Source organism: Methylobacterium sp. J-043, assembly GCF_022829505.1.
Taxonomy (GTDB): Bacteria; Pseudomonadota; Alphaproteobacteria; order Rhizobiales; family Beijerinckiaceae; genus Methylobacterium; species Methylobacterium extorquens_A.
In genome coordinates this window covers 171,264-196,081 of record NZ_JAKSYB010000075.1, presented here as the reverse complement: position 1 = coordinate 196,081, position 24,818 = coordinate 171,264, and the positions used below count along the sequence as shown (strand labels likewise).

24 protein-coding genes are annotated in these 24,818 nt (G+C 71.3%); 8 read left to right on the top strand and 16 right to left on the bottom strand.

The genetic code is table 11. The features are described 5' to 3' along the window. Nucleotides 1-48: 48 nt before the first annotated feature. The 4 genes from fliF to MKK50_RS24100 all read right to left on the bottom strand — a co-directional run bounded on the left by fliF (nucleotide 49) and on the right by MKK50_RS24100 (nucleotide 4,420). Nucleotides 49-1,671 (bottom strand): flagellar basal-body MS-ring/collar protein FliF, encoded by a 1,623-nt coding sequence (gene fliF / locus MKK50_RS24115; RefSeq protein ID WP_499025710.1) that lies wholly within the window; start codon nucleotides 1,669-1,671, stop codon nucleotides 49-51. A gap of 256 nt (nucleotides 1,672-1,927) precedes the next feature. Further along, the gene (gene sciP / locus MKK50_RS24110) at nucleotides 1,928-2,203 is read right to left on the bottom strand and encodes a CtrA inhibitor SciP (RefSeq protein WP_056238806.1); all 276 of its coding nucleotides are present in this window, start codon (nucleotides 2,201-2,203) and stop codon (nucleotides 1,928-1,930) included. A gap of 141 nt (nucleotides 2,204-2,344) precedes the next feature. Then, the gene (locus MKK50_RS24105) at nucleotides 2,345-3,025 is read right to left on the bottom strand and encodes a flagellar hook assembly protein FlgD (RefSeq protein ID WP_253369824.1); all 681 of its coding nucleotides are present in this window, start codon (nucleotides 3,023-3,025) and stop codon (nucleotides 2,345-2,347) included. A 9-nt stretch (nucleotides 3,026-3,034) separates the two neighbouring features. Beyond that, nucleotides 3,035-4,420, bottom strand: a complete 1,386-nt coding sequence (locus MKK50_RS24100; protein WP_499025708.1) for a flagellar hook-length control protein FliK — start codon at nucleotides 4,418-4,420, stop codon at nucleotides 3,035-3,037. A 334-nt stretch (nucleotides 4,421-4,754) separates the two neighbouring features. Between MKK50_RS24100 and mnmA the strand changes: the two genes are divergently transcribed. From mnmA to MKK50_RS24080, 4 genes are all read left to right on the top strand, one after another. Next, nucleotides 4,755-5,912: a tRNA 2-thiouridine(34) synthase MnmA gene (mnmA, locus tag MKK50_RS24095; protein WP_499025779.1), complete on the top strand. Its 1,158-nt coding sequence runs from the start codon at nucleotides 4,755-4,757 to the stop codon at nucleotides 5,910-5,912. Nucleotides 5,913-6,045: 133 nt separating this feature from the next. Further along, the gene (locus MKK50_RS24090; protein WP_253369821.1) at nucleotides 6,046-6,702 is read left to right on the top strand and encodes a class I SAM-dependent methyltransferase; all 657 of its coding nucleotides are present in this window, start codon (nucleotides 6,046-6,048) and stop codon (nucleotides 6,700-6,702) included. Nucleotides 6,703-6,740: 38 nt separating this feature from the next. Next, complete coding sequence (locus MKK50_RS24085; RefSeq protein ID WP_499025707.1) at nucleotides 6,741-7,571, top strand: TVP38/TMEM64 family protein; 831 nt, start codon at nucleotides 6,741-6,743, stop codon at nucleotides 7,569-7,571. Nucleotides 7,572-7,740: 169 nt separating this feature from the next. Next, complete coding sequence (locus tag MKK50_RS24080; RefSeq protein WP_499025706.1) at nucleotides 7,741-9,249, top strand: sensor histidine kinase; 1,509 nt, start codon at nucleotides 7,741-7,743, stop codon at nucleotides 9,247-9,249. A 40-nt stretch (nucleotides 9,250-9,289) separates the two neighbouring features. Here MKK50_RS24080 and MKK50_RS24075 read toward each other — a convergent pair whose 3' ends face one another. Both MKK50_RS24075 and MKK50_RS24070 read right to left on the bottom strand, forming a co-directional pair. Beyond that, entirely contained in the window at nucleotides 9,290-10,867 is a 1,578-nt protein-coding gene (locus MKK50_RS24075; RefSeq protein WP_499025704.1) for a DHA2 family efflux MFS transporter permease subunit, read from the bottom strand. Between the two features lie 145 nt (nucleotides 10,868-11,012). Next, on the bottom strand, nucleotides 11,013-12,218 hold the full coding sequence (locus tag MKK50_RS24070) for an HlyD family secretion protein (RefSeq protein WP_499025702.1): 1,206 nt from the start codon (nucleotides 12,216-12,218) through the stop codon (nucleotides 11,013-11,015). A 141-nt stretch (nucleotides 12,219-12,359) separates the two neighbouring features. On the opposite strand from MKK50_RS24070, the gene MKK50_RS24065 reads away from it, so the two are divergent. Next, nucleotides 12,360-13,022, top strand: a complete 663-nt coding sequence (locus MKK50_RS24065; RefSeq protein ID WP_499025700.1) for a TetR/AcrR family transcriptional regulator — start codon at nucleotides 12,360-12,362, stop codon at nucleotides 13,020-13,022. A 4-nt stretch (nucleotides 13,023-13,026) separates the two neighbouring features. On the opposite strand, the gene MKK50_RS24060 is transcribed toward MKK50_RS24065, so the two are convergent. Beyond that, the gene (locus MKK50_RS24060) at nucleotides 13,027-14,790 is read right to left on the bottom strand and encodes an acyl-CoA dehydrogenase family protein (protein ID WP_499025699.1); all 1,764 of its coding nucleotides are present in this window, start codon (nucleotides 14,788-14,790) and stop codon (nucleotides 13,027-13,029) included. 109 nt (nucleotides 14,791-14,899) lie between these two features. Between MKK50_RS24060 and MKK50_RS24055 the strand changes: the two genes are divergently transcribed. Beyond that, entirely contained in the window at nucleotides 14,900-15,889 is a 990-nt protein-coding gene (locus MKK50_RS24055; RefSeq protein WP_499025778.1) for an L-threonylcarbamoyladenylate synthase, read from the top strand. 181 nt (nucleotides 15,890-16,070) lie between these two features. Here MKK50_RS24055 and MKK50_RS24050 read toward each other — a convergent pair whose 3' ends face one another. From MKK50_RS24050 to MKK50_RS24030, 5 genes are read right to left on the bottom strand one after another with little or no spacing between them, the layout of a single operon-like run. Next, a complete protein-coding gene (locus MKK50_RS24050) occupies nucleotides 16,071-17,834 on the bottom strand; it encodes an ATP-binding protein (protein ID WP_499025698.1) in 1,764 nt (587 codons plus the stop codon). Continuing rightward, nucleotides 17,824-18,162, bottom strand: coding sequence for a circadian clock KaiB family protein (locus tag MKK50_RS24045; RefSeq protein ID WP_253369807.1), 339 nt, complete (start codon nucleotides 18,160-18,162; stop codon nucleotides 17,824-17,826). The genes MKK50_RS24050 and MKK50_RS24045 overlap by 11 nt, the downstream gene beginning before the upstream one ends. Continuing rightward, nucleotides 18,159-18,536: a circadian clock KaiB family protein gene (locus MKK50_RS24040; RefSeq protein ID WP_499025697.1), complete on the bottom strand. Its 378-nt coding sequence runs from the start codon at nucleotides 18,534-18,536 to the stop codon at nucleotides 18,159-18,161. The genes MKK50_RS24045 and MKK50_RS24040 overlap by 4 nt, the downstream gene beginning before the upstream one ends. Beyond that, nucleotides 18,533-20,260: a circadian clock protein KaiC gene (gene kaiC, locus MKK50_RS24035; protein WP_499025695.1), complete on the bottom strand. Its 1,728-nt coding sequence runs from the start codon at nucleotides 20,258-20,260 to the stop codon at nucleotides 18,533-18,535. Before kaiC ends, MKK50_RS24040 begins: the two co-directional genes overlap by 4 nt. After that, the gene (locus MKK50_RS24030) at nucleotides 20,250-20,480 is read right to left on the bottom strand and encodes a hypothetical protein (protein WP_499025694.1); all 231 of its coding nucleotides are present in this window, start codon (nucleotides 20,478-20,480) and stop codon (nucleotides 20,250-20,252) included. The genes kaiC and MKK50_RS24030 overlap by 11 nt, the downstream gene beginning before the upstream one ends. 194 nt (nucleotides 20,481-20,674) lie before the next feature. Here MKK50_RS24030 and MKK50_RS24025 point away from each other — a divergent pair, with 194 nt between their 5' ends. Further along, nucleotides 20,675-21,061: a response regulator gene (locus MKK50_RS24025; protein ID WP_499025692.1), complete on the top strand. Its 387-nt coding sequence runs from the start codon at nucleotides 20,675-20,677 to the stop codon at nucleotides 21,059-21,061. Between the two features lie 24 nt (nucleotides 21,062-21,085). Here the strand turns inward: MKK50_RS24025 and MKK50_RS24020 are convergent, their stop codons facing one another. From MKK50_RS24020 to MKK50_RS24010, 3 genes are all read right to left on the bottom strand, one after another. Then, the gene (locus MKK50_RS24020) at nucleotides 21,086-22,456 is read right to left on the bottom strand and encodes an ATP-binding protein (RefSeq protein ID WP_499025776.1); all 1,371 of its coding nucleotides are present in this window, start codon (nucleotides 22,454-22,456) and stop codon (nucleotides 21,086-21,088) included. Between the two features lie 85 nt (nucleotides 22,457-22,541). Continuing rightward, nucleotides 22,542-23,225 carry a response regulator transcription factor gene (locus tag MKK50_RS24015; protein ID WP_499025691.1) on the bottom strand — a complete coding sequence of 228 codons (684 nt, stop codon included), beginning with the start codon at nucleotides 23,223-23,225 and terminating at the stop codon, nucleotides 22,542-22,544. Nucleotides 23,226-23,249: 24 nt separating this feature from the next. Further along, entirely contained in the window at nucleotides 23,250-23,582 is a 333-nt protein-coding gene (locus MKK50_RS24010) for a PepSY domain-containing protein (protein ID WP_499025689.1), read from the bottom strand. A 166-nt stretch (nucleotides 23,583-23,748) separates the two neighbouring features. On the opposite strand from MKK50_RS24010, the gene MKK50_RS24005 reads away from it, so the two are divergent. Next, nucleotides 23,749-24,375 carry a thermonuclease family protein gene (locus MKK50_RS24005; RefSeq protein ID WP_499025688.1) on the top strand — a complete coding sequence of 209 codons (627 nt, stop codon included), beginning with the start codon at nucleotides 23,749-23,751 and terminating at the stop codon, nucleotides 24,373-24,375. Between the two features lie 146 nt (nucleotides 24,376-24,521). Here MKK50_RS24005 and MKK50_RS24000 read toward each other — a convergent pair whose 3' ends face one another. Then, nucleotides 24,522-24,815: a hypothetical protein gene (locus MKK50_RS24000; RefSeq protein ID WP_499025686.1), complete on the bottom strand. Its 294-nt coding sequence runs from the start codon at nucleotides 24,813-24,815 to the stop codon at nucleotides 24,522-24,524. Nucleotides 24,816-24,818 lie beyond the last annotated feature (3 nt).

Here is a 24,818-nt window from a genome sequence, read left to right as displayed (position 1 = left end):
GACACGAATCCCCTCCTCTCTTCCGGTTCTGCGTGGTGTCAGCGTCCATCAGGAATCGTGGATCCAGTTGCGCAGCACCTCGACCGTCTCGGTCGGACTCGCCCGCACCATGTCGACCACGCGCTCGACCGTCTCGGCCTGGATCTGGCCGTTGATCTTGGCCGACTCGAGGAACTTGTTGGTGGTGTTCTCGCGGACCGCGATCTCAACCGGTCCCTCGCCGCCCGCCGCCCCGGCCAGTGCAAGCGCTCCGGCCGGTCCGGCGAGCGCCACCGGCGCATCGGATTCGAGCACGCGGCGCAGGAGCGGACGCACCACCGCCATCAGCACGACCAGGGTGAGCAGGCTCAGCACCGTGAGCTCGACGAGGCGCATCACCTCTTCCTTGGTCGGGTTCAGGAACGACTGGATCAGGCCGGGCTCGGAGAATTCGGGCGCGGTGGGGGTCTCGGCAAAGCGCAGGTTGACCACCTCGACCTGATCGCCGCGGGCCTTGTCGTAGCCGACCGCGGTGCGCACCAGCGCGGTGATGCGCGCGATCTCGGCGTCGGAGCGCGGCTGGTAGGCGGGTCGGCCGTCGGCGCCGGGGGCGTAGACGCCGTCGACGAGCACCGCCACCGACAGACGCCTGAGGCGGCCGCCCTCCAGGGTCTCGACCTTGGTGACGCGGGAAATCTCGTAGTTCGTCGTCTCCTCGTTCTTCTGCGACGAATCCTTCTGCTGCGGCTGGGCCTGGGTCTGGCTGGCGCCCGGCAGCTCGTTGCCGACGCTGACCTGCCCCTCCGCCCCGCCGGTCAGGGAATTCTCGGAGCGCGTCTGGGTGGAGCGGACGACGCGGCTCTCGGGATCGAAGCTCTCGGAACGGCTCTCGACCCGGTTGAGGTCGAGTTCGGCGGTGACCTGCACCCGGGCGCGGCCCTGGCCGACGATGCCGGCCACGATCTCCTCGATCTGCGAGCGCATCCGCCGCTCGATGCCGGCCTGCCGCTCCTCCAGGGCGCCCGCCCCGTCGGCTTCCGCGCCGCGGGCGCCGTCGGCCAGCAGCCGGCCGCGCTCGTCGACGATCGAGACCCGCTCGGGCTTCAGGCCCTCGACCGCGGAGGCGGCCAGATGCCGGATCGCGCGCACCTGGCTCGCATCGAGGTCGCCCATCAGCTTGACGACGATGGCGGCCGACGGCGCCTCGCGGTCGCGCTCGAACAGGCGGCGCTCGGGGATGACGAGGTGGACGCGCGCCGCCTGGACCCGGCCGATGGCGCGGATCGAGCGGGCGAGCTCGCCCTCCATCGCCCGCAGGTGGTTCACGTTCTGGACGAAGCTCGTGGAGGAGAAGGCGTCGCCCTTGTCGAAAATCTCGTAGCCGATGCCGCCTTGGGACGGCAGGCCCTTTCCGGCGAAGTCCATGCGCAGCTTGGCGAGGTCGGCGCGGGGCGCCAGCACGGTCTGGCCCAGCTCGCCCTTGGTCTCGTAGGTGATGCCGCGCGCGTCGAGTTCGCGGATCACGGCCGAGGAATCCTGCATCGACAGGTCGGAGAACAGCACGCCCATGTCGGGCCGCGAAACCCGCAGGATCACGAAGGCGAAGAAGCCGACCAGCGTCAGCGTCACGGCCGCCATCGCGGCGATGCGCGCGGGCCCGAGCTTCGTCACCAGATCGAGGATGGGTTTCACGGACGACGCCTGCGCACAGCGGTGCGGCCGCCAGGGTGTGCGGTCGCCCGGCAAGAATTGCCCGGTGCGTGGTTAGCGAGGCGTTAACGCGGGGCCTGTCACCGTCACGAATGGTGCCGCGGATGGCGCCGAGGCGAGGGGATCGGACAGGCCGCGGGGGCCAAAGACGACGAGAGCCGCCCCGGTGCGCCGGAGGCGGCTCCTCATGCGTTGCGCGAACAGGTCGTGCGCAACGTACGGGTCGAACTGGCGAAGTTCAGTGACGGTAGTGCTGGATGCGCGTGGTGCGCAGGCCGGCGAGTCCGTGCTGGTCGATGGAGTACTGCCAGCTCAAAAATTCTTCCGTGGTCAGGGTGTAGCGTTGGCAGGCCTCCTCCAGGCTGAGCAGGCCGCCGCGTACGGCGGCGACGACCTCGGCCTTTCGGCGGATGACCCAGCGACGGGTGGAGACGGGGGGAAGATCGGCGATCGTCAGGGGGCTGCCGTCGGGCCCAATCACATACTTCACGCGGGGCCGGGGTGTTTCGGTCATGATACGCTCTACACTCGACTGACCTGTCGAGAGGGAAGCTACTTGCACCCGCTTAAAAGTTCTTGAAGTCGGCCGATCGAATGCGACTCGATTGTTGTGAGCAGATGTGGACAAATCCGGATCCATCGATGCTGCAACGCATCAAGAGCTTGGTGCAGAAAGCGTTTTCACGCTCGAGGCCGGCACCCGGGCGTTGCCGATCGTCAGCACGGGCTCGGAGCCGCTGAGGTCGACGCCGTCCACTTTGCCCGAAACCTTGGTGTCGACGGTGACCCTCGTGCCCGTCGTGTCGAGGGCATCCACGGTGATCGTGTAGCGCCCGTCCTTGGCCGAGAGGCCAGAAGTCCCGGTGCCGTCCCATTCGAAGGGTTGCGCGCCGGCCTTGAGCGTCGTGGTCTTGGTGGCCACCACGGTGCCGTCGCTGGCCTTGAGGGTGATGACGGCCCTAGCGGCGGCCCGGTCCGGGGTCAGCGTCCAGGTCGCCTTGCCGTTCGTGAGGTCGGTGGTGGCGCCGTCCGCCGTGATCGTGCGGCCGATCAGGCCGGAGGCGGACGAGGCCGATGCGGCCTTGGAGTTGGTCAGGATCGTGTCGAGCGAGGAATTGGTCTTGAGCTGCTGCTCGACGCCCGCGAACTGCACGAGTTGCTGGGTGAACTGGTTGGTATCGAGCGGGTCGAGCGGGTTCTGGTTCTTGAGCTGCGTGGTGAGCAGCGTCAGGAACTGCGTGAAGTTGCCCGCGATCGACTTCGTATCGGTGGTCGAGGCGGCACTCGCGGCGGTGATGCTGGTGCTGCTCGTATTGCTCGTGATGCCGGCGGCCATGGCGTCGTCCTAAATCCGGATGTCGAGATTGCCGACGGCACGGAGCTGCCGCAGGGGAAGGGCGTCGAGCGGGGAGGGGCGGGCGTCCCGTCCGCCCGGCCCGCCGGGGCCGCCGTCGGAGCGGTCGCGGGAGGCGGATTCGCCGTCCCGGCCGCCCTGGGATGCGGTCTCGCCGCGCAGGGACAGGTCGATCCCGCCCCCGCCCGCCTCGGCGCCGACGTCGAAGCCGGCCTGCGCGAGGGCCTGCTGCAGGGAACCCGCATCGCGCTGGAGCAGGGCGAGGGTCTCGGGACGGTCCACGATGAGATGCGCCCGCGCCTTGCCTCCCGCCTTGTCGAGGTCGAGCGACACGTCGATGCGGCCGAGTTCGACCGGGTCGAGCCGGATCGCGAAGCGGTTCACCCCTGAGAGCGAGCGCAGCCCGATCGTCATCGGCACGGCGCCCAAGGGGATCGGCGGCGTCGCCGGCTGGGGCGCCGCCGTTGCGGCATCCGGCGCTTGGGCGGCCTGCGGGCCCTGCGCGGCGGCGACGCCGCCGGGCGGGGTGAGAGCGGTTCCGGCGGTGGGGGCCGGAATGGTTGAGGCGGTCGGTGTCTGCGCCTCGGTGAGCGCCGCTTCGAAGCCGGCCGTGCCCGCGGCGGCGGAGGCGGGGGCCTCCCCCGTGCCGGCCTTCGCGGCGTGACCGGTTGCCGTCGCCTCGCCGGGCAGGCCCGTGACGGGCTGATCCGCCTCCACCCCGCCATCGCCCACGGACGCACCCGCCGCCGCGCTCGTCGGCGCTGGCGCCGGAGCGGGGGGCGGCGCGAGGAGGGCGGCGGGATTGGCGGATTCCGGCGATGCGGGATCGGGCTCGTCCCGTTCCCGTGCCTCGTCCTCGGACACCACCGCGGCACCGGCTTCCTTGGCGGCGGCCTCTTCCGCAGCCGCTTCCTGGGCCGGTTCCGCGCCATCGGCAGCCGGGCGTTCCGGCCGCTGCGGGGCGGAGTTCGCGGCGGCGCCCGGACCTCGGGCGGAGGCGGCCTGCGCGCCGTCCTGCGCCGTCCTTGCCGCGAGGGGCTTGCTGCGGGCGGAGGCAGCCTGGGCGCGGCTCTCCTGCAAAGCCCCGGACGGCCCGCGCTCGGCCCTGCCGTTCTCGGCTCTGTCGCTCTTGGCCGCTCCGGTTCTGGCAGTTCCGGTCTTGGCGCTCTCGGTTTTCGCTGCGTCGGCCCTGCCGCCATCGCTGCGGGCGGAGGCGGTTTCGTCGCGGCGGGATGCGGGCCGGGCCGGTGCCGCCGGCCTCCGCTCCGCAGCCTCCAGGCTGAACCGCGCCGTGCCCTCGCCCCCCCGCGCCGCGGACGCGGCCGGCCGCAGGGTCTGCCTGAAAAACGCTTCCGCCAGATCTGCGCGCGAAACCACGATGCCGTCCCTCTCCTTCGTCGCCGAAGCCGGAAGAGGCCGGAGCAAGCCGCGCACCATCTGCCGATGGAGGCCAAGCCGCTGATAAGAAGAAAGAAATATTTTATCGGTGAAGGCGCGCCTCGCGCCGGCCCGGCGGGATCTGCCGGCCTCCCGGCAGGATTTGCCGGCCGCTCGGGGCCATGATCCGGACTTTGAACCGGCTCTCCGCGTCCCCATCCCTGGAAAGTCGGGATCGGGATCGCTATAGACACCGGACATGCGCCCGGACTCCCCGGTCCGGCGCGCGCCCGAAGGCTCCGCCAACGGCCGGCACCCGGCCCCATCACCGGCCATGAACTCGCTGGATCTCCCGAAGTCTCCGCACGAGACGCGCGTCGTCGTCGCCATGTCGGGCGGCGTCGATTCGTCGGTCGTGGCCGGCCTGCTGAAGCGCGAGGGCTACGACGTCGTCGGCGTCACGCTCCAGCTCTACGATCACGGCGCGGCGACCCATCGCAAGGGGGCCTGCTGTGCCGGACGCGACATCCACGATGCGCGGGCGGTGGCCGAGACGCTCGGCATCCCGCACTACGTCCTCGACTATGAGGACCGCTTCCGGGAATCGGTGATCGACCGCTTCGCCGAGAGCTACCTCTCGGGCGAGACGCCGATCCCCTGCGTCGAGTGCAACCGCTCGGTCAAGTTCCGCGACCTGCTCGGGATGGCTCGCGACCTCGGCGCCGAGGCTTTGGCGACCGGCCATTACGTGGCGAGCCGGGCGCGGCCGGAGGGTGGACGCGCGCTCTACCGCGCCCTCGATCCGGCCCGCGACCAGAGCTACTTCCTCTACGCCACGACGCCTGAGCAACTCGCCTACCTGCGCTTTCCCCTGGGCGAGCGTCCCAAGGACGAGACCCGCGCGCTCGCTCGGGAGCTGGGCCTCGCCGTCGCCGACAAGGCCGACAGCCAGGACATTTGCTTCGTGCCCCAGGGCGGCTATGCCGACGTGATCGCCAAGCTCCGGCCGGAGGCGACCCGCCCCGGCGAGATCGTCGATCTCGACGGCCGGCGCCTCGGCGAGCACGAGGGCATCATCCATTACACGGTGGGCCAGCGCCGCGGCCTCAAGCTCTCGGCCGGCGAGCCGCTCTACGTGGTGCGGCTGGAGCCCGAGACCGCCCGCGTCGTGGTCGGCCCCCGCGCGGCGCTCGCCACCCGCCGCATTCGGCTCACCGACCTCAACTGGCTCGGGAGCGGCTCGCCCGAGGCGCTCGTGGATCTGCCCGTGGCCGTGCGCGTGCGCTCGACCCGCGAGCCGCGGCCCGCGCGCCTGTCGTGGAACGCCGCCGAGGCCTGCGCCGAGGTCGAGCTGCTCGTCCCCGAGGATGGGGTCTCGCCGGGCCAGGCCTGCGTGATCTACGCCGACGACGGTCCGCGCGCGCAGGTTCTCGGCGGCGGCACCATCCGGCGCATCGGTGCGTTGCAGGCAGGCGCTGCCGAGGCCGCCTGATGGGGTTGCTTCGCGCCGGGCTGATTTCGGTTTTCCAAAGGTTCATCGACGTTCACGCGCTCCAGGCTGCGCGCGGGCCTGCGCCCGAGCCGGGAAGCATCGTGAGCCGCGAGTCGGAGAAGGTGACGGTTAGATGCTGAGCGAGCGGGCGCCCGAGGCCGGGCCCACCACCGAGCTGATGCGCAAGGCCTATGCCCGCTGGGCGCCGGTCTACGATGTCGTCTACGACAAGCTCACCGAGCCGGCCGCCCGCGCCGCCGTCGAGGCCGCCGTTGCCCATGGGCCGCGGGTGCTGGAGGCCGGCGTCGGCACCGGCCTCTCGCTCGGCTACTATCCCCGCGACAGCTTCGTCTGCGGCGTCGATCTCTCCGAGGACATGCTCAAGCGCGCCCGCGGCAAGGTCCACCGCAAGGGGCTGACCCACGTGAAGGGCCTGCAGGTCATGGACGTGTGCCGCCTCGGCTACGCCGATGCGAGCTTCGACGCGGTGGTGGCGCAGTTCCTCATCACCCTGGTGCCGAACCCGGAAGCCGCGCTCTCGGAGTTCCTGCGCGTGGTGCGCCCCGGCGGCGGCATCGTGCTCGCCAACCATTTCGGCCAGTCGAACGGGCCGGTGGCGCGGGTCGAGGAGATCGTCGCGCCGCTCTGCACCAAGATCGGATGGTCCTCCGACTTCAAGGCGACCCGGATCGAGGCCTGGGCCCGGCGCAACGGCGTCGAGGTCGTCGGCCTCGCGCCGACCTTCCCCGGTGGCTTCTTCAAGATCCTGCGCATGCGCAAGCCGGGCTGAGGACGGGCAAGCGAAATCCGCCCGGGGGAGGCAGGCCGATGACGCCAGGGGGCGGGGAGGGCATTCGGCCGACGGACCGGAATGACGACCGTGCGGCCGAGCCGCCGGGCTCGCGCCGGCCCTGGCTGCGCTGGCTCCCGCTCCTGGTGCTGGCCCTCATCTCCTTCGGCGTCCTCGCCTCGGGCGGCGCCCGCTTCCTCGATCTCGACCGGCTCTCCGAGTCGCGGGTCTGGCTTCAGGCGCTCATCGCCGAGGACCGGGGGCGGGCGATCGCGCTGGCTTGCCTCGCCTATGTCGGCTCGGTGGTGGTCTCGCTGCCGGCGACGCTGGTGCTCACGGTGCTGGCCGGGCTGCTGTTCGGCCCCGTGACGGGGGCCCTGATCGCCATCGCCTCGTCAACGACGGGGGCGGCGATCGTGTTCTCGGTCGGGCGCTACGCCGCCGGCGACCTGATCCGGCGCAGGGCCGGGCCGCGGGTCGGCCGCTTCGCCGACGGCTTCCGCCGCGACGGCTTCGGCTACATCCTGATCCTGCGGCTCCTGCCGATCTTTCCCTACTGGATCACCAACCTCGCTCCGGCGGCCTTCGGCGTGCCGCTTGCCACCTTCGCGCTCGCCACCCTGCTCGGCCTGACGCCGGGCGCCTTCATCTATGCCGGGCTCGGTGCCGGCCTCGAAGACCTGCTGGCCACGCGCGACGCAGCGAAGGCGGCCTGCCTCGCGGCCGGGGGAACGGATTGCTCGACGGGCATCGATCTGCGCGCGCTGGTGACGCCCGGCATGGTGGCGGCGCTGGCGGCCTTGGCAGGATTTGCTCTTTTGACAGTTTATCTGCGCCGATGGCTTGAGCGGCGGACGCTTCGCGCATAAGACTTGCGCACAAACGAATGGCGCGCGTCGCCGGACGGTCGCACAACCTGTGCGACAGGGAGAAGCCGGTAAACGGCGTGCGCCATCCGAATTTGGATGACACAACGACGGGTGACGCTTGAAACGGCCCCGCCTTCCGTTTCCTGGCCGGCGATCCGAGCCGGCGAACGTGGCGCAGAATGATCCGGCGGCGACCGCCGCCCTGCCCTGGCACATCGAGACACCGGCCGGCCCTCGGTCGCCGTCGCGCGCGCGCGCCTTCCCCTGGCACGGGCGGCTCGGCCTCTCCGGCCGGCTGTTCCTGCTGACGGTGGCCTTCGTCGTCCTGGCCGAGATCCTGATCTACGTCCCGGCGGTGGCGACCTACCGGATGTCGCGGCTCTCCGACCGCGTCGCCGCGGCGCGGGTCGCCGCCCTCGTGCTGAACGCCGCCCCCGAGGGGCAGGTCCCCGACGAGACCGCCCGGCGCCTGCTCATGGGGGTCGGCGCCCGCGCCATCGCCGTGCGGGTCGGCGACACGTGGCGCTACCTCACCGACGGACCGGCGCCGTCCGCCGTCGCCGAAACGGTGGATCTGCGCGAGCGCGGCCTGACGGGTTCGGTCGGCGGCGCCTTCCGGACGCTGTTCCTCCCCACCGAGGCGCCGATCCGGGCGATCGGGCCGGGGCAGGACGGCTTCGACGCCGTCGAGGTTCTGCTCGACGAGGGCCCCTTGCGGGCGGCCCTGGCCGATTTCTCGCTCCGGCTGCTTGTCGCCTGCCTCATCATCGCGGCCCTGGCGGCCGGGCTCGTGTTCTTCGTGCTGCAGCGGGCGATCGTGCGGCCGGTCGTCCGGCTCGCCCGCGACATCGCCGCCTTCGCCGACGACCCCGAGCGGCCCGACCGGGTCGCCCGGCGCTCGGCGCGCACCGACGAGATCGGCGAGGCGGAGAACGCGCTCGCCCGGATGCAGGTGGCGCTCGGCGGCGAGCTGCGCCAGCGGCGTCGGCTGGCCGAGCTCGGCCTCTCAGTGAGCAAGATCAACCACGAACTGCGCAACCTGCTCACCACCGCCCAGCTTCTCGGCGACCGCCTGGAAAGCGTCTCCGATCCGCTGGTGCAGCGCGTCGCGCCGCGGCTCGTGGAAACCCTGGACCGGGCGATCCGCTTCTGCGAGGCGACCCTCGCCTATGGCCGCGCCACGGAGCCGAACCCGCAGCGGCGCATGGTGGCGCTGGCGCCCCTGCTCGAGGAGCTGACCGACCTCGCCGACCTGATGCCGGCCGCCCGCATCCGCGTGGAGGTGCGCACGGTGTCCGATCTCGAGATCGACGTCGATCCCGAACAGCTCCTGCGTGCGCTGACCAACCTCGTGCGCAACGCGGTCCAGGCCCATGCCGCGGCCAAGACCGCCGAGGGCAGCGTGCTGATCGAGGGCGTCCGGAGCGGTGCGCCCGGCACCGGTTCGGTCACGATCTTCGTGACCGATAACGGCCCCGGCGTGCCGGAGCGGGCCAAGGCGAACCTGTTTTCCGCCTTCCAGGGCTCGACCCGGGCCGGCGGCACCGGTCTCGGCCTCGCCATCGCTTCGGAACTGGTGCGCCTCAACGGCGGCACCCTCTGCCTCGACGAGACCGCGGACGGCGCGCGGTTCCGCATCGTCATCCCGGACCGCGCCGCGGGTGTGAAGGCGGCGTAAGGCGGGTCGTCCGCGTGAAGCCGGAAGTCACTGCTCGCCCTCAATGCCCCGCACCGGCCGGGGCCGCTCCGCGCGGACGCCGGATCAGCGGCGTGCCGCAGGCCATCGCCAGAAACAGCACGGTAAGGACGAGGAACACGTCCTCGAAGCTCATCACCAAGCCTTGAATCCGCACGGTGTTGTTGAGCGCCTTCAGCGCCATGCCGTTGGCGTCGCCCCCGAACACCTCGAACTGGCGCCGCATGGCGTCGAGGCGCTCCAGCGCGGCGCCGTTGGCCCAGGTGAAGCGCTCGTGCAGGCGCGCGAGATGCAGATCCCAGCGGGCGTTGAGCACCGTGTTGATGAGGGCGAGGCCGACCGCGCCGCCGAGGTTGCGCGTGAGGTTGAACAGACCGGACGCGTTCTTCATCCGCTCCGGCGGCAGAGTGCCGAGCGCGATGTTGTTGATCGGGATCATGCACAGCATCAAGGAGCAGCCGCGCAGCACCTGGGGCCAAAGCAGCTCGTCGAAATCCCAGTCCTTGGTCAGCCCGGTGACGATCCAGGTGCCGACGGCAAAGCCGGAGAATCCCATCGCCATCATGATGCGCGGATCGAGCTTGGCCGACAGCTTTCCGGCGATCGGGGCGGTGGCGAACATGCACAGCCCCGAGACGAACATCGTCTCGCCGATCTGCAGCGCCGAGTAGCCGCGCACGCGGGCGAGATAGACCGGGTAGAGGTAGGTCAGGCCGTAGAGGCCGATGCCCATCACGAAGCTGAAGACGCAGCCGGCGGCGAAGTTGCGGTCCGAGAAGGCGCGCAGGTCGACGATCGGCTGGCGCGCGGTGAAGACGCGGGCGAAGAACAGGACCGCCGACACCATGCAGACGATGGCGCAGACGAACACCGCCTCGTCCTGCAGCCAGTCGTGGTTCGGGCCCTCCTCCAGCACGTATTCGAGGCAGCCGAGGAAGCCTGCCATGAAGGCGAGCCCGGCCCAGTCGAAGGACTTGAGCAGGTCGAAGTTCGGCCGGTCGAAATCGATCAGGAGGAAGGTCGAGATCGTGACGAAGATGCCCGGCACGATGTTGATGAGGAACAGCCAGTGCCAGGAGAACAGGTCGGTGAGGTAGCCGCCGATGGTCGGTCCGATGGTGGGGGCGAGCGTCGCGACGAGGCCGATCATCGGCGAGACGATCGAGCGCTTGGAGGGCGGAAAGATCGTGAAGGCCGCCGCGAACACGGTCGGGATCATGCCGCCGCCGATGAAACCTTGAGCGGCGCGCCACACGATCATCTCGCCGATCGACGAGGAGGTGGCGCACATCAGGCTCATCAGCGTGAAGCCGGCGGCCGAGATCGAGAACATCCAGCGCGTCGAGAGCACCCGCGACAGGGTGCCGGAGAGCGGGATCGAGATCACCTCGGCGATGAGGTAGCTCGTCTGCACCCAGGGGATCTCGTCGCCCGACGCCGAGAGGCCGGCCTGGATCTCGTTGAGCGAGGCCGAGACGATCTGGATGTCGAGGATCGCCATGAACATCCCGAACACCATGCACAGGAACGCCACCATGCGGCGGCGGTCGAGGGGCGGGTCGGCGGCGGGGCTTGCGGCGAGGGTCGCGGTGGCGGCCATGGGGCGCCTCGGTGACGGTTCGAGGATCCGTCCCACCCGCGGCTTCATCCTTCGAGGCCTGCGCTTCGCAGCGCGACCTCAGGAGGGGGTTGCGGGTGGGATGAGCGGTGGCGCCGGCCGGCTCTCGCAGGCTGGCGATAAAGTCTCAGTGTCGGGCGGCGAGCCGCTGCACCGGCGCGTCGGCGCCCTCGCGGGTATCGACCTTCACCACCACGGACAGGCCGGGCCGCAGCAGGCCCTCGCGGGCGACATCCTCGGGCACGTGGACGCGCACCGGTAGGCGCTGGACGATCTTGGTGAAGTTGCCGGTGGCGTTGTCCGGCGGCAGCAGGCTGAAGACCGAGCCGGAGGCGGGCGAGAGCGACTCGACCGTGCCGACGATGTCGCGGTCGGGATAGGCGTCCACGTGGATGTGGACCTCCTGGCCGGGCCGGACGCGGCCAAGCTGCGTCTCCTTGAAGTTCGCATCGACCCGTACGCTCTGCAGCGGCACCAGGGCGGCGATGCGCGAGCCGGGGGAGACGTAGGCACCGGCTTCCACCGCCTTGTTGCCGACGACGCCGTCGAAGGGCGCGCGGATCACCGCGAAATCGAGGTCGCGCCGCGCGCGGTCGGCGGCGGTGCGCAGTTCCGCGGCGAGGTTCTGGGCCTCGCGCGTCTGCGCCTTCAGCACTTCGACATTGGCTCGCGCAGCGACGAGGGCGGCCTCGGCCGACTTCACCGCCGCTTCGGTGCGATCGCGATCGGCCTTGGCCTGATCGAGACGGGATTTCGCGACGAAATCGGCCTGCATCCCCGTGGCGCGGGCGTAGTCGGCGCCGGCCCGCACGGCGTCGGCCCGCGCGGCATCGATCTGCGCTGCGCTCTGCAGCACCTGCGCCTGCGCGGCTTCCGCCTGCCGGCCGACGCGGGCGATGGTGCTCTCCTGGGTGGCGAGCTTGTCCTGCGCCGCCGTCACCGCGAGGCGGTAATCGCCGTCGTCGAGCCGGGCGATCACGTCGCCCCGCTTCACCGCTTGCCCGTTCACTACCGGCACCGCCGCCAGATAGCCCGACACCTTGGCGGCCAGAACCGAGATGTCCGCCTGCACGTAGGCGTCGTCGGTGCTGACGAAGAAGCGCCCGACCGTCCACCAGTCCCAGCCGGCATAAGCGCCGCCGCCTAGGCCTGCGCAGAGCACGAGGCCCAGCACCGCGCGCCGAACCGGCCGGCGTGGCTTGGCGGCGGAGGGCGGCACCGGCTCGGCGACAGGGGCGAGGCGCACGGCCGGTGCGCGGCCGGCCTCGGCCCACTCCTCATCGGCCGTCTCAAGGGTGGCCTCGGACCGGCGGGAATCCTCACGCAGCGACATGGCTGACATCCCGGACATGCATTGACCGAACCGTTCGGTCACTCGGCGGGTCGAGTTGACGCCGCACTCATTCGGAGGCTAGCTAGCACTGACTGAACGGTTCGGTCAATGCGGACAAGTCGGGGTCAGCGGGTTCAGGCGATGGCGAGTGCGGCGATACAGGAGCGGGGGCAGGCGGCCCCCCAGGGAACGCCCACGGGCGAGAGCGAAAAGCGCCGGCAGATCCTGGAGGGCGCGCGTCAGGTGTTCATGGCGTCGGGCTTCGACGGGGCCAGCATGGGCGAGATCGCCAAGACGGCCAACGTCTCGAAGGGCACGCTCTACGTCTACTTCGACAGCAAGGAAGCCCTATTCGAGGCCTTGACCACCGAAGCGAAGGCGGGTTTGGCGGAGAACCTGTTCCGGCTCGACGAGGACGACCCGGATGTCCGCGCCGTGCTGACGCGGCTCGGGACCAGCTACCTTACGATGATGGCGCGGCCGGAGCACGTCTCGATCATCCGCATGGTGATGGGCGCCTGCGAGAAGTTTCCCCGGTTCGGGCAGGCCTTCTACGAGGCCGGACCGGCCTGCGGGGTCGGGCGGCTGAAGGCCTATATCGACGCCCAGGTCGCCGCCGGGCGCCTGCGCGCCGACGACACGGATCTTGCTGCCAAGCACTTCCTCCAGCTCTGCCAAGCGGGGATGCTGACGCGGCTGCTGTTCAACGCCGGTGAAGCGCCCGACGAAGCCGAGATTGGCCACCGGGTCGCGGAAGCCGTTCGCGTCTTCTACGCGGGCTACGGACCGTCCACGGTGGGGTGACTGCTCACCCCGCAAGCGCGAAGGCGGGATCGTCGGCGAAGTCCCCGCCCGAGAGAATCGACTGCTCCAGGCCGGTCGCCGCCGGCAACAGGTTCTCGGCGAAGAAGCGGGCGAGCGCGATGCGCGCGGCGTGGGCCGGGTCGGTCTCGCCCGCCTTCACGGCCGCGCTCGAAGCCAGCCCCGCCGTCGCGAGGCAGGCCGCGCCCTGAACGAGGCCGAACAGGCGCAGATACGGCGTCGCGCCGGGGAGCGCCTCCTGCGGCCGGTTCGAGGCGAGCGCCTTGAGCAGGAAGCTCGTCGCCCGGTCGAGGCTGCCGATGCCCTCGCGCAGGCGCGGTGCCGCGTGGCCGAAGCCGGGCGCGCCGTCCTTCAGGAGCCCCTCCGCCACCCGCCGCATCGTGGCGATCTGCGCGCCGACGGTGACGCCGCCGTTGAGCGGCAGCTTGCGGGTGACGAGGTCGATCGCCTGGATGCCGTTGGTGCCCTCGTAGATGCCGAGGATGCGTGCATCGCGCATGAGCTGGGCCGCGCCCGTCTCCTCGACGAAGCCCATGCCGCCATGGACCTGCACGCCGAGCGAGGTCACCTCGTTGGCGATGTCGGTCGAGAAGGCTTTGGCCACCGGCGTCAGAAGCGAGGCGCGGTCATGCGCCGCCTTCCCCTCGGGGCCGTGCGCGGCGTCGAGCGCTTGCGCGGTGAGGTAGCAGATGCCGCGGGAGGCCGCCGTGTAGGCCTTCATGGTCAGCAGCGTGCGCTGGATGTCGGCATGCGCCACGATGGCGCTGACCGGCTCAGGGGAGCCCGGTGCCCGGCCCTGGCGGCGCTCGCGGGCATAGTCGAGGGCCTTCTGATACGCGGCCTCCGCCACGCCCACGCCCTGCAGCCCGACATTGAGCCGGGCCGAGTTCATCATCGTGAACATGCAGGCCAGCCCCCGGTTCTCCTCGCCGATCAGCCAGCCGGTGGCACCGCCCGCGTCACCGAAGGCCATGGAGCAGGTGGGCGAGGCGTGGATGCCGAGCTTGTGCTCGATGCCCGAACACCGCAGGTCGTTGAGGCGCCCGTCCGGCAGCACCTTCGGCACGAGGAACAGCGAGATGCCGCGGGTGCCGGCCGGCGCGTCCTTCAGCCGGGCGAGCACGAGGTGGCAGATGTTGTCGGCAAGGTCGTGCTCGCCGTAGGTGATGTAGATCTTGGCACCCGTGATCCGGTAGCTGCCGTCGCCGTTGGGCTCGGCGCGGGTGCGCAAGCCTGAGAGGTCCGAGCCCGCCTGCGGCTCGGTCAGGTTCATGGTCGCGGTCCACTCGCCCGAGACGAGCTTTTCGAGGTAGCGGCCCTTGAGATCATCGGAGCCGTGGGCGGCCAGCGCCTCGATGCCGCCGACGGTGAGGATCGGGCACAGGCCGAAGGCGAGGTTGGCCCCGTTCCACATCTCGGTGCAGGCGGCGGCGATCAGGTGCGGCAGGCCTTGGCCGCCATGGTCGGGGGCGGCGAGCACGCCGTTCCATCCGCCCTCGACGAAGGCGCGGTAGGCCTCGCGCCAGCCCGGAGGGGTGGTGACGCGGCCGTCCGAGAACGGCGTGCCGTGGCGGTCGCCGACGCGGTTGAGCGGGGCGATGACGTTGCCGGCGAACCGGCCCGCCTCTTCGAGGATGGCCCCCGCATCGTCAGGGCCGATCTCGGCCCCGCTCTGCGCCAGCACGGCGTCGAGGTCTGCGACGTGGCGGAGCGTGAAGACTATCTCCTCGACGGGCGCGCGATAGCTCATGATCCGTTCACCGCTCCTCCCGCCGCGCGTCGAGGGGGCGGCGATCCCGTTTGACGGCTTGCGGCTGAAGGGTCTACGGCCGGCCGTTCTTCCTCGCATCCCCTCCGACATGGACGCCGCATCGTCAACCGCCCCCACGCTACGCTTGGCCGCCGACATCAGCGGCCTCGCGCGGGCGGCTGCCCTGATCCGGGCCGGGCGCCTCGTCGCCCTGCCGACGGAGACGGTCTACGGGCTCGGGGCCGACGCCACCGATCCGGAGGCGGTCGCCGCGATCTATGCCGCCAAGGGCCGCCCGCGCTTCAACCCGCTGATCGCCCATGTCGCGACGCCTGCGGCCGCACGGGCCGAGGGGGTGTTCGACGAGGCTGCCCTGCGGCTCGCAGAAGCCTTCTGGCCGGGGCCGCTGACCCTGGTGGTGCCGGCGGCCCCCGGCGGCTCGGTCTGCGATCTCGCCCGGGCCGGGCTCGACAGCGTCGCCTTGCGCGTGCCGGCCCACACCATCGCCCGCGCGCTGCTGGAACGGGCCGCCCGGCCGGTGGCGGCGCCCTCGGCCAACCGCTCGGGGCGGGTGAGCCCGACAAGCGCCGACCATGTGCTGACCGATCTCGACGGGCGCATCGCAGCCGTGCTCGACGGGGGCGAGTGCCCGGTCGGGGTCGAGTCGACCGTGGTCGCCTGCCTCGGCGGGCCGCCCCGGCTGCTGCGCCCCGGCGGGGTGACGGGGGAGGCCCTCGCGGCCGTTCTGGGCTTTGCCCCCGAGGCGGCCGGTGATCCGGGCTCGCGACCCGTGGGCCCCGGCCTTCTCGCCTCCCACTATGCGCCGCGGGCCGGGGTGCGGCTCGGCGCACAGAGTGTTGAGCCCGGCGAAGCGGTTCTGCTGTTCGGTGCCTTCCGCCCCCCTGGGCTGGAGCATGCGGCGGCGGTCGAATCCCTGAGCGAGCGCGGCGATCCGGCCGAGGCCGCCACCCGGCTGTTCGGGGCCCTGCGCCGGCTCGACGCCTCGGGCGCCCCGACCATCGCCGTTGCCCCGGTGCCGGAGGAAGGGCTTTGCGAGGCGATCAACGACCGCCTGCGCCGGGCTGCGGCGCCGCGCTAAAAACCGGCACGATTTTTCGTTGAACTTTTTTGCGGAACCAAACCGCCCTCCGTGCATTGTCCGATCACGAAGGCCAGTTCAGCCCCCAATGGCCTTTTCCCTTCAAGGCTCGGAGCAATCCGAGCCTTTTTTCTTGCCAGCAGCGCAAGCTGCTGCAGGCCAAGGGAAAATCATCGGAAAATCACTTCGCCCTTGCGCTGCGCCGCTGGATCGCCCGGCGCAGGATGCGCGAGAGGTCTTCCACCGAGTAGGGCTTGTGCAGCAGCGGGAAACCGTGGCGCCCATCCTCGGCCAGCACGTGGCTGTAGCCGGAGGAGAGCACGATCGGCATGCCGGGCGTCCGCCCCAGGATCGTGCGCGCGAGTTCGACGCCGTTCATGCCGGGCATAACCACGTCGGAGAACACCACGTCGAAGCGCTCCGGCGTCCGATCGAGTTCTGCCAGCGCCTGCTCCGCATCCATCGCCCAGACGGTGCCGTAGCCGAGTTCGGCGAGCGCCTGCGTCGCGAAGGCGCCGACCTCGCGGTTGTCCTCGACCAGAAGCACGCAGGTGCCGTGGCCGGGGGCCAGCGGCTCGGGCTCGTCGGCGGACTCGACCATCGTCGGCGCGACCTTGGCCCGCGGCAGGAACAGGGTGAAGGTCGTGCCCTGTCCCAGCGCGCTCTCCACCGCGATGTCGCCGCCCGACTGCTTGGCGAAGCCGAAGACCTGGGACAGCCCGAGTCCGGTGCCCTGGCCGACACCCTTCGTCGTGAAGAACGGTTCGAAGATCCGCGTCAGGTCGGACGGGGCGATGCCGGAGCCGGTGTCGCCGATCGACACCGCCACGAAATCGCCGGGCACGGCCGGATGGGTGCGCAGCGCCGGGATCTGCCTGGCATGGCCGACGCGGATGCTCAATGTACCCTCGCCGTCCATGGCATCGCGGGCGTTGACCACCATGTTGACGAGCGCGGTGTCGAACTGGCTCGGATCGGCTTCGACAAGGCAGGCGAAGGGCTCGCCCGCCGCGTCGAAACAGGGCTCGATCAGGGTCTTCACCTGGATGCGCGCGCCGGTGAGCGTGCCGACCATGTCGGCCACCGACGCGACGCCGCGGCCCGCATCGAACACTTCGGGTTTCAAGGCTTGGCGCCGGGCGAAGGCGAGGAGCTGGCCGGTCAGCTTGGCCGCGCGGGCCACCGTGTCGGAGATGGCGTCGACGTAGCGGCGGCGGCGCTCCTCGGCGAGATCGGGGCGCTTGAGCAGGTCGGTCGAGGACTTGATGACGGTGAGCAGGTTGTTGAAGTCGTGCGCCACGCCCCCCGTGAGCTGGCCCACCGCCTCCATCTTCTGGCTCTGGCGCAGGGCCTCCTCGATCCGCTCGCGCTCGGCCACCTCGGCGCGCAGGCGCGCGTTGGCCTCGGCGAGTTCGTGCAGGCGCAGCCGCTCCGCCGTGAGGTCGGTGATCACCCCGCACAGGAGGAGGGTGTCGCCGTCGCCGTCGAGGCGGCTCAGCGACAGGTAGGCCGGGCGCTCGACCCCCGCCTCGTCGCACAGGGCGATCTCGCCGCGCGCCGGCATCCGCGCGGCCTGAGCGATCAGGGCGGCGAGGGTCGTCCCCTGGCCCTCAGCGGCGAAGCGCGCGAAGGGCTGGCCGATCAGGCGCTCCTGCGGGGTGCCCAGGGTCTCGGCGAGCCGGCGGTTGCAGTAGAGCAGCGTCCCGTCCGGGCCGAGGGTGAAGGCGCCCTCCTGGATCTGCTCGATCAGCACCCGGTAGGGCCGGTCGGCATTCTCCAGGGTATAGACGAGCCGCTCGCCGCCCGGACCCTCGACTACGATGGCGTCGAAATCGCCCCGGCGGATCGCCGCGAGGGTGTCCTCGACCTCCTCCAGCCGCGTCTCCAGCTCACGGATGCGCGCCTGCGCCTCGTCCAGCGCCGTGGAAGCGGGCTCAGCGCTCATCGGCGATCTCGATCTCGCGCGCGAGGTCTTCGAGCCCAAGCCCGTCGAGGACGCGCCGCTCGTCGCTCAGATCGCCGGTGATGCGCCGGGCGGGGAGGGGGGAGAGCCGCACCAGGGTCGGCGCCGCGACCACGCCGTCCGCGCCCGCGAGCGCCGATTGCTGGTAGATGTCGACCACTTCGAGGTCGCATGCGCCCCCGAGCCGATGTTCGCACAGGCGGCGCACGCTCTCGATGCTGCGGGTCGAGCGCGGCGAGGTGCCGGCGACATAGAGGCGCAGCCGGGTGCGCCCAGCTTCCCCGTGGCCCGTGATGTCCCCGCCGCTCAAACGCCGTCCGCCTTCGCTGCGGGATTTGTCTCGGCGAGGTTCTGGGGCCGGATATCGAGGCCGACCAGCACTTTCTCGGTGTTGGACAGGTCGCCGATGATGCGCTTGAGCGGTGCGGGCAGGCGGCGCACAAGGGTCGGGATCGCCAGGATCTGGTCGCCGGCCGCGAGCTGCGGGTTCTTCATCAGGTCGATGACCTCGATGTCGTAATGGCCGGCAAGGTGCTCCTCGCAGAAGCGCTTGAGGTTGGCCATCGCCGTCAGCGACTTAGCGGTCTGTCCGGCGACGTAGAGGCGCAGATGGTAATGGCCCTCCTCCACCATGCCGGCGGCGTCGGCGTCGATCCCGTCCTCGGTTGGTTCGGAGCCGCTCATTGGGTGCCTCCCCGGCGGGTCGAGAGAATGCGCCGTTCGCTCGTCAGCATCGCTTCGCGCATCTCGTCCTCGCTCAACAGCACCGCCTCTTCCTCCGCCGCGACTTCCAGGGTGGCGCGCAGTTCATCGATCTGGCGCTCCAGCGACTGGCGCCGCCGCTCCGCCTCGCGCCGGCGGCGGCGGCTCTCCTGTTCGCGGCGCAGACCGGCGGCGGCTTCCTCCGCCTCCTGCACGATGCGGGCGGTGCCTGTCAGCACGCCCGCCGGGCCGATATAGGCGTCGACGAGGGCGATGCCGTCGCCCGACATGCTGAACTCGCGCACTTGGTTCGAGTGACGCATGCCGCGGGCCTTGATGACGTAGAGCGTGCGCGAGCGCTCCCCGTTGGCCTCGACGTTGAGGAGCTTGATCCAGGCATCCATCAGCGAGGAGACGCCGATGTTGCTGTCGTGGTCGAGGCTGCCGTCCTCGCGCAGGCTGGTGAACACCGAGGTGATGCCGCGGCTCTTCAGCATGTCGACCATGCGCAGCATCGTCGCCTGAAGCTCGGCCGGCGGGCCCCGCAGCGCCGAGAGCGGATCGACCACCACCACGGAAGGCGCGAAGCGGTCGATATCGCGGTGCATGCGCGCCAAGTGCATCTCCAGGCCGTAGAGGCTCGGGCGCGCCGCTTCGAACCGCAGCAGGCCCGCCTCGACATGGCGCGCGAGGTCGAGGCCGATCGAGCGCGCGTTGCGGATGATCTGGTCGCCGCTCTCCTCGAACACGAAGGACATGCAGCGCTCGCCGCGGGCACAGGCCGCGTCGACCATGCTCGAGGTGATCATGGTCTTGCCGGTGCCGGACTCGCCCGAGACGAGGATACTGGTGCCGCGGTGGAAGCCGCCGGGTTCGAGCATCGCGTCGAGGCCGGGGATGCCGGTGGAGGCCACGCCCTCGGGAAGCCTGTAGTCGAGGTCGGCCGCGGTGACGGGCAGGACGCTGATGCCCTCGGCGTCGATCAGGAACGGGTACTCGTTGGTGCCGTGGGCCGAGCCGCGATACTTCACCACCCGCAGGCGGCGCGTCGTGATCTGGTCCTCGACGCGGTTGTCGAGCAGCACCACGCAGTCGGAGACGTATTCCTCCATCCCCTGGCGGGTAAGCTGGCCGTCGCCGCGCTCGCCGGTGATGATCGCGGTCAGCCCCCGATCCTTGATCCAGCCGAACAGGCGACGGAGTTCGGCACGCAGCACCGTCTCGTCGGAGAAGCCCGCGAACAGGGTTTCGATGGTGTCGAGCACGACGCGCTTGGCGCCGATCGAATCCACCGCGAAGCCGAGGCGGATGAACAGCCCTTCGAGGTCGTACTCGCCGGTCTCCTCGATCTCGCTTCGCTCCACGCGGATGTGGTCGATGGCGAGCTTGCCCTGGGCCACCAGCCCGTCGAGGTCGTAGCCGAGGGAGGCCACGTTGGCGACGAGATCATCGGCGCGCTCCTCGAAGCTCATGAACACGCCGGGCTCGCCGAAGCGGGTCGCGCCGTTAACGAGGAAGGTGGTGGCGAACAGCGTCTTGCCGCAGCCGGCTGCGCCGCAGACCAGCGAGGGGCGCCCCTTCGGCAGGCCGCCGAAGGTGATGGTATCGAAGCCGTCGATGCCGGTGGCGACTTTCGCGAGCGCGGGAACGCCCTTGGATGCGTTTTTGGGCGTACCTTGGGGCGAGCTTGCGGATTCAGACGCCAAGGCAGGTCTCCAGCGCGGTTTCTTCCCCGGCCGTCATCGGGGGCAACCCGTCCGGTCCGCTGTCCAGGCACAGGATCGTCATGGAGGAGCGCTGCGGCCGGGATACGAAGAAGGGGGCGGGCGCCGGCAGCGGCGCCGGTCGCAGGCGCCGACGGGAGGGGACGGAGGCGTCGTGAGGCAAGGGCGTCGTCATGAAGGTGTCATGGCGGGCCTCGAGCACCCGATTCTGGCTCCCGTAATGCAAAGGCCAGGGGGTGGCAATACACGGCCCGGCGAGCGCCCGGCAGGCTCGTCGGGCCGTGATTCATGTCGATACTTCTTCGAATCTTCTGCGGCTCCGCTGAAACCAATCGCCGCGCGGGCACTTTGAGGAAAGCCGCCTCCCTTCAAAATTCTGCAGCTCGCTTTACCCCAATGTCCTGTCTGTCCGAGCCGACCGATCCGTCCTCCGCGCCGCACATCCTCGTCGTCGAGGACGAGTGTTTCGTGCGCATGGTGGCCGTGGACATGCTGGAGGATGCCGGCCTGCCGGTGGCCGAGGCTTCCGATGCCGACGCGGCCCTGAGGCTGCTGGAGGGGAGGGCGCAGGCTTTCGACACGCTGTTCACCGACATCGACATGCCGGGCTCGATGGACGGGCTGACGCTGGCCGCACGGGTGCGGGCGCGCTGGCCGCATATCCGCCTCATCGTCACCTCAGGCCGGGTCCGGCCACACGCCGACGACCTGCCCGATGCCGGCTTCCTGCCGAAGCCCTATTGCCGCTCCGACCTGCTCGGCGCGCTCGCCCAAGTCGCCTGAAGCTTTGTCGATCCGGCATCGGCCTCAAGCCGCCGGGACCGGCCAGATCATCTCCACCCGCAGGCCACCGAGTTCGGAGCGGCTGAGATGCATCCGCGCGCCGACGCCCTCCGCGAGGTCGCGGGCGATGGCGATGCCGAAGCCGGTGCCGGGCCGGGTCTCGTCCCATCGCCGGCCGCGGGCGATGCCGGCGATGGCCGCCTCGCTCATGCCGGGGCCGTCATCCTCCAGCACCAGACGGTGTTCGCCGCCCTCCGCGCGTCCCGAGACGCGGATGCGGCGGTGGGCCCATTTGCGGGCGTTGTCGAGGAGGTTGCCCAGGATCTCGGTGAGATCGCCCTCGTCGCCGGGGAAGGCGAGGTTTTCCGGGACTGCGATCTCCCAGCGCAGGGCCTCGCCCTCGGGCAGGCGCTTGAGGGCGCCGACGATCCGCGCCATGGCCGGTCCGATAGGGCAAGCGCGCCGCCGCAAGCCCCCCGAGGCGGCCCGCGCACGGGCGAGCGTGCGCTCGACCTGCCGGCCCATGGCGTGCGCCTGCTCGGCGATCTCGGCCGCCAGGGCAGGGGCGGCGGCTTCCGTGCGGCGGGCCAGCGCGTCGAGCACCGCGAGCGGGGTCTTGAGGCCGTGGGCCATGTCGCCGGCGCCCGTGCGTGCCCGCTCCAGGTCGCGCTCCTGCGCGTCGAGCAGGCGGTTGAGGTCCGCCACCAGCGGGCGCACCTCCTCGGGAAAGGTGTCGGGCAGCCGCGCCTGCGTCCCGGCATGGATCGCGGCGAGATCCGCCCGCAGGGTCCGGAAGGGCGCCAGCGCCCGGCGCACGAACAGCGACATGGCGAGCGTCAGCGCCGCGAACAGCGCGCCGAGCGAGGGCACCAGCAGGCGCAGGAAGGTGGCGCGGCTTTGGGCGAGATCGCGCCGGTCCTCGGCCACCGTGACGGTGAGCGCCACCGCGCCGCCGTTGCCCGGAATCGAGACCCGCCGGGTCACGGCGATGAGCCGGCCGCCATCCGGCCCGGCAAGGTCGCCGACCGCCGGCTCCTCGGAGGTGTCCGGAACCGTACCAAGGCTGCGGTCCCAGAGCGAGCGCGAGCGCAGGGCGGTGCCGTCCGCGTGCTCGACTTGGTGCCCAACTTGCCGCTCAACCTGCCAGTAGAGGCCGCCATAGGGCGTCGAGAAGCGCGAATCCGGCGGCTCGCGCGGCAGGGTCGGGGCTCCGTCCGGCGCCAGGGCCACCTGCCCGGCGATGAGCTTGGCGGTGCGGTCGAGGCCGTCGGCGGTGCGGGCGTCGAGCACCCGGTCGAAGATCAGCGTCAGCCCGATCCCGGCCAGCACCAGCGCCAGGGCGATCAGCCCGGCGGCGGCGAGCCCGAGCCGCAGGCGCAGCGAGCCCCGCTTCAGGAACGGCATCATGGACCGGCGCCGTGATCCCCTCTCCCCGCGCGCGGGCAGAGGGGTACGTTTCCCTGATCCCTTGCACCCAAGCTCATCGCGCGTCCGTGCTGCCGGGGGAATCGGACGGCACGAGGTAGCCGTGGCCGCGGCGGGTCTCGATGATGCCGGGGCCGAGCTTGCGCCGCAGCCGGGTCAGCAGAGCCTCCAGCGCGTTGGCCTCGCGGTCGCTGTCGCTGCCGTGGAGATGGTCGAGCAGCTCGCCCGCGGCCACGACCTGCCCCTGGCGGTGGAGCAGGAAGGCGAGGAGGCGGTATTCGAGCGCGGTGAGGTCGGTCTCGCGGCCCGCCACCGAGACCGCGCGGGTGCGGGTGTCGAGTTCGACCGCGCCCGCCCGCAGGACGGGAGAGGCGTGGCCGGCGGTGCGGCGCAGGATGGCGCGCAGCCGTGCCACCAGCTCCTCCATCCGGAACGGCTTGACGAGGTAGTCGTCGGCGCCCGCGTCGATCCCCTCGACCCGCTCGCGCCAGCCGTCGCGGGCGGTGAGGATCAGCACCGGAAGGGCGACGCCGGTCCCGCGCAGGCGGCGCAGCACGCCGAGCCCGTCGAGGCGTGGCAGGCCGAGGTCGAGCACCATGGCGTCGTAGGTCTCGGTGTCAGCCCGGAACCACGCCGCCTCGCCGTCGCCGACGATCTCGGCGATGTAGCCGGCCCGCTCCAGACCCTCGCGGATGTCGGCCGCGATGCGCGGCTCGTCCTCTACGACGAGGATGCGCATGTCGTCCCCGGAAGCGCGCGGGCCTCAATCATCGTCGTCCACGTCGAGGAGCTTGAGGGAGCTGGCGTCGATCTTCACGTCGCGGCGGCGCCCGTCGGTACCGAGGATGCGCAGCTTGTAGAGCCAGCGCCCGTCGTCGCGCTTGAGGTCGAGCGCCACCACGTCCCCCGGTACGGCGGCGCGGGCGGCGGCGAGCACCGCGTCCAGGGGGCGGATCTCGCCCCGCTCCAGGGCCCGCCGCGCCCGCTCGCCATCGTCGTCGGCTCGCGCAGGGGAGGCGCCGAAAGGCACGGCACTCAGAGCCGGGATCAGCGCGACGAGTGCGAGGAGAAGGAGGCGGAGCGGGAAAGGGGACATTGGGGCACGAACCATGGCGCGGCGCGGAGATGCCCGAGTCCGGCTGACGCGAGGCTGACAGGCGGCGTCAGGCTCGCGCGACAGCCCGTCTGCGAGAAGGCGGCATCGACGGCGCAGCGCCTCTGAGCGGCGCGCCGAATGCCCTCTTCCCGAAAGCCCCATTCCGATGTCGCTCACCGCCGCCATCCTGCTGATCTACGCCGCCTGCCTCGTCGGCACCATCGCCAGTCCGGCCCGATCCCACAACGATCGCCCCTCGGGGGCCCCAAGTGCAGAGCCAAGTGCCCGGCGCCTGCTCGCCGCGCTCGCCGTTCCCGCGCTGGCGCTGTTCGCCGGCCTCCAGGCCCCGCCGGCCCGCGCGGGCGAGGCGGCGCCCCGGACCGTGAGCGGCCCCGCCACAGTCGTCGACGGCGCGACCCTCGACCTCGGCGGGCGGCGCCTGCGGCTCTACGGCATCGACGCGCCCGACCTCGACCAGACCTGTTCCGACGGGCATGAGCGCGACTACGCCTGCGGCCACGCCGCCGCCGAGGCCCTGACGGCGCGGATCGGCAGGGAGAGCGTGACCTGCGAGCCGCGCGGGTCGGACGGCACCGCGCTGTGCCGGCGCGACGGCGAGGACCTCGCCGCCTGGATGGTGGCCAACGGCTACGCCATTGCCGACCGGAGCACGCCGGCCGCCTACGAGGCCCAGGACCGGCGCGCCTGGGGCCGCCGTGTCGGGCTGTGGTCGGGTGTGTTCGAGATCCCCGCCGACCGGCGCCGGATGCGCCGCGCCAGCGCCTCGCTCTGATCCGGTTTCCGCTTGATCCAAGCGGGGACCGTATCGGCCAGCCCGCGCGGCGCCTAAGGCGGGATCCCATCGCGCGAGCGCGATGGGATCCCGCCGAAGCCCAAATCCGCCATCCCGAAGGGATCAACCGGATTGGGTATGAGGTGTCACCCTCGCCGGGCGAGCCCGCCCGCAAAGTCGCGTAGGGCTGCCTCGACCAGGGCGGCGACCTGCGCGTCCGTCTTCGGCGCGCGGATCACGAGGCTTGCCATCACCTCCGGGTGGACCCGCCGCTGCTTCGGCGTGCGGGCATGGTTCGACAGGCGCAGCCGCTCCGGCCCCTCGCCGTGGGCGAGATAAAGGCTGTCACCGCGCTCGTTGCGGGCGGTCTCGCGAAAGCCGTGCGCGGCGAGCAGGCGGCTTGCGAGGGCGAGCGCCTCGCGGGGCGGGAGCGGGGCCACAGA